The sequence below is a fragment of the Lysinibacillus sp. NPDC095746 genome (genome assembly GCF_044763535.1).
Lineage (GTDB): Bacteria > Bacillota > Bacilli > Bacillales_A > Planococcaceae > Lysinibacillus.
Genome location: NZ_JBIWGL010000059.1, coordinates 1 through 4942, shown reverse-complemented (window position 1 = coordinate 4942; position 4942 = coordinate 1). Strand labels below are relative to the sequence as shown.

Annotated in this window: 13 protein-coding genes; 1 reads left to right on the top strand and 12 read right to left on the bottom strand. The window is 34.8% G+C overall.

Translation table 11 applies throughout. The annotated features are described in order from the left end of the window. Positions 1 to 302: 302 nt before the first annotated feature. From ACIQ7N_RS23445 to ACIQ7N_RS23430, 4 genes are read right to left on the bottom strand one after another with little or no spacing between them, the layout of a single operon-like run. A complete protein-coding gene (locus tag ACIQ7N_RS23445) occupies positions 303 to 527 on the bottom strand; it encodes a hypothetical protein (protein ID WP_402936642.1) in 225 nt (74 codons plus the stop codon). Positions 528 to 555: 28 nt separating this feature from the next. After that, positions 556 to 873, bottom strand: coding sequence for a YhjD family protein (locus tag ACIQ7N_RS23440; RefSeq protein ID WP_402936640.1), 318 nt, complete (start codon positions 871 to 873; stop codon positions 556 to 558). Next, positions 866 to 1204, bottom strand: a complete 339-nt coding sequence (locus ACIQ7N_RS23435; RefSeq protein ID WP_402936638.1) for a YolD-like family protein — start codon at positions 1202 to 1204, stop codon at positions 866 to 868. Before ACIQ7N_RS23435 ends, ACIQ7N_RS23440 begins: the two co-directional genes overlap by 8 nt. Positions 1205 to 1219: 15 nt before the next feature. After that, positions 1220 to 1489: a YolD-like family protein gene (locus ACIQ7N_RS23430; protein ID WP_402936636.1), complete on the bottom strand. Its 270-nt coding sequence runs from the start codon at positions 1487 to 1489 to the stop codon at positions 1220 to 1222. A gap of 227 nt (positions 1490 to 1716) precedes the next feature. On the opposite strand from ACIQ7N_RS23430, the gene ACIQ7N_RS23425 reads away from it, so the two are divergent. Continuing rightward, positions 1717 to 2244 (top strand): hypothetical protein, encoded by a 528-nt coding sequence (locus tag ACIQ7N_RS23425; protein ID WP_402936635.1) that lies wholly within the window; start codon positions 1717 to 1719, stop codon positions 2242 to 2244. 132 nt (positions 2245 to 2376) lie between these two features. Here ACIQ7N_RS23425 and ACIQ7N_RS23420 read toward each other — a convergent pair whose 3' ends face one another. From ACIQ7N_RS23420 to ACIQ7N_RS23385, 8 genes are all read right to left on the bottom strand, one after another. Continuing rightward, positions 2377 to 2835 carry an N-acetylmuramoyl-L-alanine amidase gene (locus ACIQ7N_RS23420; protein WP_402936633.1) on the bottom strand — a complete coding sequence of 153 codons (459 nt, stop codon included), beginning with the start codon at positions 2833 to 2835 and terminating at the stop codon, positions 2377 to 2379. Between the two features lie 2 nt (positions 2836 to 2837). After that, the gene (locus ACIQ7N_RS23415; protein ID WP_402936631.1) at positions 2838 to 3116 is read right to left on the bottom strand and encodes a hypothetical protein; all 279 of its coding nucleotides are present in this window, start codon (positions 3114 to 3116) and stop codon (positions 2838 to 2840) included. Continuing rightward, entirely contained in the window at positions 3116 to 3376 is a 261-nt protein-coding gene (locus ACIQ7N_RS23410) for a phage holin (RefSeq protein WP_402936629.1), read from the bottom strand. The genes ACIQ7N_RS23415 and ACIQ7N_RS23410 overlap by 1 nt, the downstream gene beginning before the upstream one ends. A 29-nt stretch (positions 3377 to 3405) precedes the next feature. Further along, the gene (locus ACIQ7N_RS23405) at positions 3406 to 3663 is read right to left on the bottom strand and encodes a hypothetical protein (RefSeq protein ID WP_402936627.1); all 258 of its coding nucleotides are present in this window, start codon (positions 3661 to 3663) and stop codon (positions 3406 to 3408) included. A gap of 76 nt (positions 3664 to 3739) precedes the next feature. Then, entirely contained in the window at positions 3740 to 4024 is a 285-nt protein-coding gene (locus ACIQ7N_RS23400; protein ID WP_402936625.1) for a hypothetical protein, read from the bottom strand. Positions 4025 to 4097: 73 nt separating this feature from the next. Beyond that, entirely contained in the window at positions 4098 to 4283 is a 186-nt protein-coding gene (locus ACIQ7N_RS23395; RefSeq protein ID WP_402936623.1) for a hypothetical protein, read from the bottom strand. A gap of 12 nt (positions 4284 to 4295) precedes the next feature. Further along, entirely contained in the window at positions 4296 to 4556 is a 261-nt protein-coding gene (locus ACIQ7N_RS23390; protein WP_402936621.1) for a hypothetical protein, read from the bottom strand. An 18-nt stretch (positions 4557 to 4574) separates the two neighbouring features. Further along, positions 4575 to 4769 (bottom strand): hypothetical protein, encoded by a 195-nt coding sequence (locus ACIQ7N_RS23385; RefSeq protein ID WP_402936619.1) that lies wholly within the window; start codon positions 4767 to 4769, stop codon positions 4575 to 4577. Positions 4770 to 4942: the final 173 nt, after the last annotated feature.

Sequence of the window (4942 nt, the reverse complement as noted above, 5' to 3'; positions counted from 1 at the left end):
AGACGAGACCCCGCACGAAGCGAAGCGTAGGAGGAGGCTCGGCGCTCGCCCGCGGAAAGCGAGCGGAATGCTTCGGAAAACAACAGTAGAGTCACGGTGCCAAATGAAAAAAGCGAGGTATTCGACGATTAACCGCTGAATACCTCGCAATGTGAGAAGATATGGACTTTTTCAGTGCCCTCATTTTTTATGAGTGACTTTTCTTCAACTTATTTGAATTTCATCTTTAGAACGTAAATGAATAACCTTTGTTCCTTTTGTATATATAATCACATCATCTTGATCCATTTTTAGAATATGTTCTATGATGTAAGCAATTCCCAGTCTTTAATTTGACCCTTACCTTTAGAAATACTAGCATAATTCTTTTTATCGCTTTTACTATGTATTACTAAGGTATCTTTCCTTTCATAAACTGTGACAATTACATCTTTTGGCTCTGAGCTTGCTACAATTTTAACTATATCCAGCCTTTCTTTTGTAGTATTTCGAAAAGTTATATTTAAGAATCCTGATTGAACTACCATACTCATTCTCCTTTTAAATAGCTAAGTATTAATTCTTCAGTTTTTGTTTTAAGTGCTTGATTGGCGTATTGAAGTATACATCTTCACCTTTCGTTTTGATTGTTACCTCACTAAAATACTCATCTGTCTTGACCCACTTCACTACACTGATGCCTTTTTGTGCCAACAATCTTTTCTTATTATAAAAATCATTACGAATAATTTTTAATAAATCATGTACTATCAGAATATATATCTTAGACATTTTTAATTTTTCGAGCGATGAATAGTCCTGCTGTAACAACCTGATTGCCATATCTAAAATAATAAACTGGTGTACATTTCTGCGTTCATCAGGTTTAATCATCAGTGTCCACCAGTTTTGCGCCTTGTATATCATTAAATGATATACGTTTTACTGATATATCTGTTTCCAGTTGCAATTCCTTTTTGTAAGGATCCATTCCAGCGACTAAACCTGTTTCATCGCGCAAATTATGATTTTGCCACAATGTAAGTGTAACTAACTTTCGCAACTTAAAGGCACGTTGTATAGTTTGTTCAATCCCCTCAAGTTCCCACTCAATTAACTCTCGCTTTTTATCATAAAATTGTTCTTGTTTCCACTCTCGAATTTTCACCAAATGCTCTGGCAGCATCATTGCTCCCCATTTTTTAGTACCCCTGTCTTTTAACATCACATTCACTCACCGTTAATAATCACATTCAGAAACACTTAAAATATCTAAGAAATGGACTTTATGAATGCCCATATGTTTATCTGTAATATGTATTAATTTAGTGTTTGCATCAATTTTTGTGACCATACCTGTTAGTGGTTCATCCTTTTTATAGATGGTGAATACTTTAGTTTTATTTTCTCCCTGTGCTTCAGATAAAGCATATGCTATTTCTTCTAAGTCAAATTCATCTCTGTCTAAATGTTTTGGTGCTTTCTTTTTTGTTGGTGTTTTAGTAGCCATGTTATCTTCCCTTTTAAAAACAGAACGTTAGTTTGTTTTATTACGGAACCAGTGTTCGTTTTTTGCAATGAAAAATAATCTTAGCTGAAAATGAGTAACTTTAAGTCTATAATCGTCTTCCACCGACACATATTCTTAAAGACTAATTAAATTTGAATTATGGACGATATTAGGATAAGTATGGTAAATACTAAAAAATTAATTAACCAGGAAGGTGGAAATCTTTTATGATTACAAGGAATTCAACATCTACTATGCAATATTTTATGTCACGTAAATATTATAGACGGTATGGGCTCACGCAACAAAATGGTAACGAAATTAATCACACTTCTAAAGAAAGTCAAGAAAGAATAAACAAAGTTAATAAAATTATTGATGAAAGTAAAACTTCTAAGCTCTCTACTAAACAGATTGAAACACTTAAAATGGCTGCTAGGGATGGATTATTAGGCTCTAGTTCCAATAAATTAGGGGCATTGGGTATGTACAATTACCCAAAAAATAGTAACGAAACTAATCACACTTCTATAGAAAGACAAGAAAGAATAAACAAAGTTAATAAAATTATTGATGAAAGTAAAACTTCTAAACTCTCTACTAAACAGATTGAAACACTTAAAATGGCTTCTAGAGATGGATTATTAGGCTCTAGTTCCAATAAATTAGGGGCATTGGGTATGTACAATTACCGAAAAATTTCATCAAACTCTATTTATAATTCAACTCTAAAAGCTTATAGAAAATCAATCTAATATTAAAATCAAAACACCCTTTAACTTCTTGAAGGGTGTTTTGAAATACAATTAAATTTACAAGATATTACGTTTGGCGTTGTGCAATTAAAAATGACCAAGACGGCATTAAGCTATCTTGGTCCATTTCATTCATTCTGCTACTATGTTCGTTACCTGAGCCAACTTAGCTGTTTTAATTTTATTTGCTCCTACTTTTGCAGCTTCTGCACCCGTAAATGTACCCGTTTTAACCCGCCATAACTTACCGTCTGGCTCGATGTACGCCACCCATCCGAAACGATGCTTTAATACATCAAGTACATTTTCTGCGGCTTGTATTGTGCTGTATGTGCCTGTTAAAACACGATACTTGTTGTTGTCTGTGACTGGCTTTGGTTGCTGAACAGCACCAGCGTTTTTAACCATTTGCAAGAAAATGTTCCAAGCAACATTACCAGCACGAATTTCACGAGGGCAGTTTTTTCCACTATAGTAATTATGTTGTACTACATCATAGATTGTTAGACCTTCATCTTTTAAGATTTTCGCCACCAATTTGGAAGTGTTTTCTAATGTTTTGCTATAGTCGCCATCACCATTTACACACATTTCTACATGTATGCCTCTGTATTGCCTTTCGCTGTACCTGCCGCCCAACATTTCCAAGCATGTTCAAATGATTGCACTGCCTCTTTATCATCAACTGTGTAATGCCAGGAAGCTGAACGGCTATTACCGTTGTATTGTAAACGTGCGTGTGCATCTGCATCTGCTCCTGTTCGGTAATTATCAGTACCGTGTACAACTACTTTTCTTTTTGTATTACCTTTACCATTAGTAACCTTAGCTGCTTGAGCTTCTGATACTAGTTTTTTACGGATTGTTACCATTATTGTTCACCGTCCTTTGGTTTGTCATAATCCATTGCTAGTTGGCTATCTGAAACGCCTTTTGTGGTTGGGTCGATGATAATACCTAGCAACCCTAAAATGCTCAGAACTGTCTCGGAGATAGCAGTTACTTGATCGTTGTAAATCGTAATATCGACATTAAAAATGCCCGCTATTTGATTAGCGAGCACGATAAATAATGCGATTAATGACACCCAAAATTGTTTGTGACGAATACGGACTTTCCAGTTAATTTTCATGAATGATTCCCTCCACCTTATCCATTCTTTTATGCGCTTGTTTTGTTGATTCCTCCACGAATAACACGCTCTGACAAGTCCGTTACACGCATTTCCTGAGCCTTTATATCAATCCTGATAGATTCTACACCTGAATTGATATTGTCCAACTTAGTACGTATTACAGCTGAATCAGAGGCATCGCTTTTAACATCCTTATCACGATTTCGGTTGTAGGATAATACACCGATAACAGCACCTAGTACCGTACATAAAATCCCTATTAATGCTACTGTTTGGCTGTCCATTACAACACTTCCTTTTCTGCATAATAAAAGCCCCCCACATATGATTGTGGAAGGCATGAAACAAAATGTATTATTACTAATTTTGTAGTAAATCAAAGTTATATTTTTTATTTATCTTATTTGCAATTGTTTCTAAAAATAATTCAACAGTCATGTTTTCAACTTCTCTTGTATACCATGCAAGTTTTGCACCATAATTTTTTTTATTATAATTTACTTTTAATGGCCAAAAATTCTTGGTTGCATAAGTATAATCAAATTTCACATATAGTTCCTTTCCATCTGGACATTCCATAATAACGTTATACATTGGATTTTTTCTTTCTGGCTCAAACTTAACTTTTCTAATTTTAGTTAGCAATAAATCACTCCTCTATTTACTAAATTCGACAAAAGGAAAGGAATCCCTTTAATTCTAGTCAATAAAAATAACGCTAAGCTTCTGCCTGCGGTTTGTCTGTTTCTTTTTGCTGTTTATCCATCAAAGCGCATAACTTCGAATATTCATCTTGGCTAACTTGATTATTTAACATGAGTAAACTTAAATTTGTTGCCATTACATCGTAGTTACATCCTGGACTATTGATTAATAACTCTGCAGCACGATAAACAATTTTCATGTTTGTTCCTCCCTACACTCCGATATTTTTCATTGCAATTAATACTTCTGTATTCAATAGCGTTTGTGCTTGCATTTCTTCTAGCGATGGTTGCTGTTCGATAGGTGTTGGTTCAGGAATTGAAGGGGGTATAAATTCGCCGCTGTTATAAATACTTCCTAACCTAACCTCTAAACCATTAATTAGCACCATATCACTTCTATCATCTTTGGCACTTAATTGACTGACACCTATAACGGTATTGTTTTCATTTAACTGTGCGTAAGCATACACTTTCTCACTCCCTTTTTATTAATAGTACTCTGTTACTTCCCATGATAAATAAGTAGGGGCGTACATAGTACCTTCATTAGAAACGGATAATTTCATTGATGTCGAAGTAAAACTAGATACATAAATAACTTCAGTTCCTTTGAAATCTACAGAACATTTACTGATGTCTACGGAACTAAAGTTAATAGTTACATTAGATCCTCCTTGAGGCATCAAGGTCGTCCCTCTTTGTATACTTTTTACGACACGACCTGAATTAGCCAATAACCAATTTAACTTTGAATGCGTATTCCCGTTAGCCATCCATGTAGCGCAAAAACCAGCGCTACACCACAGAAGATGAAAATGTACTCAGAACGGGTATTGAATACTACGGCTGGGAGAGG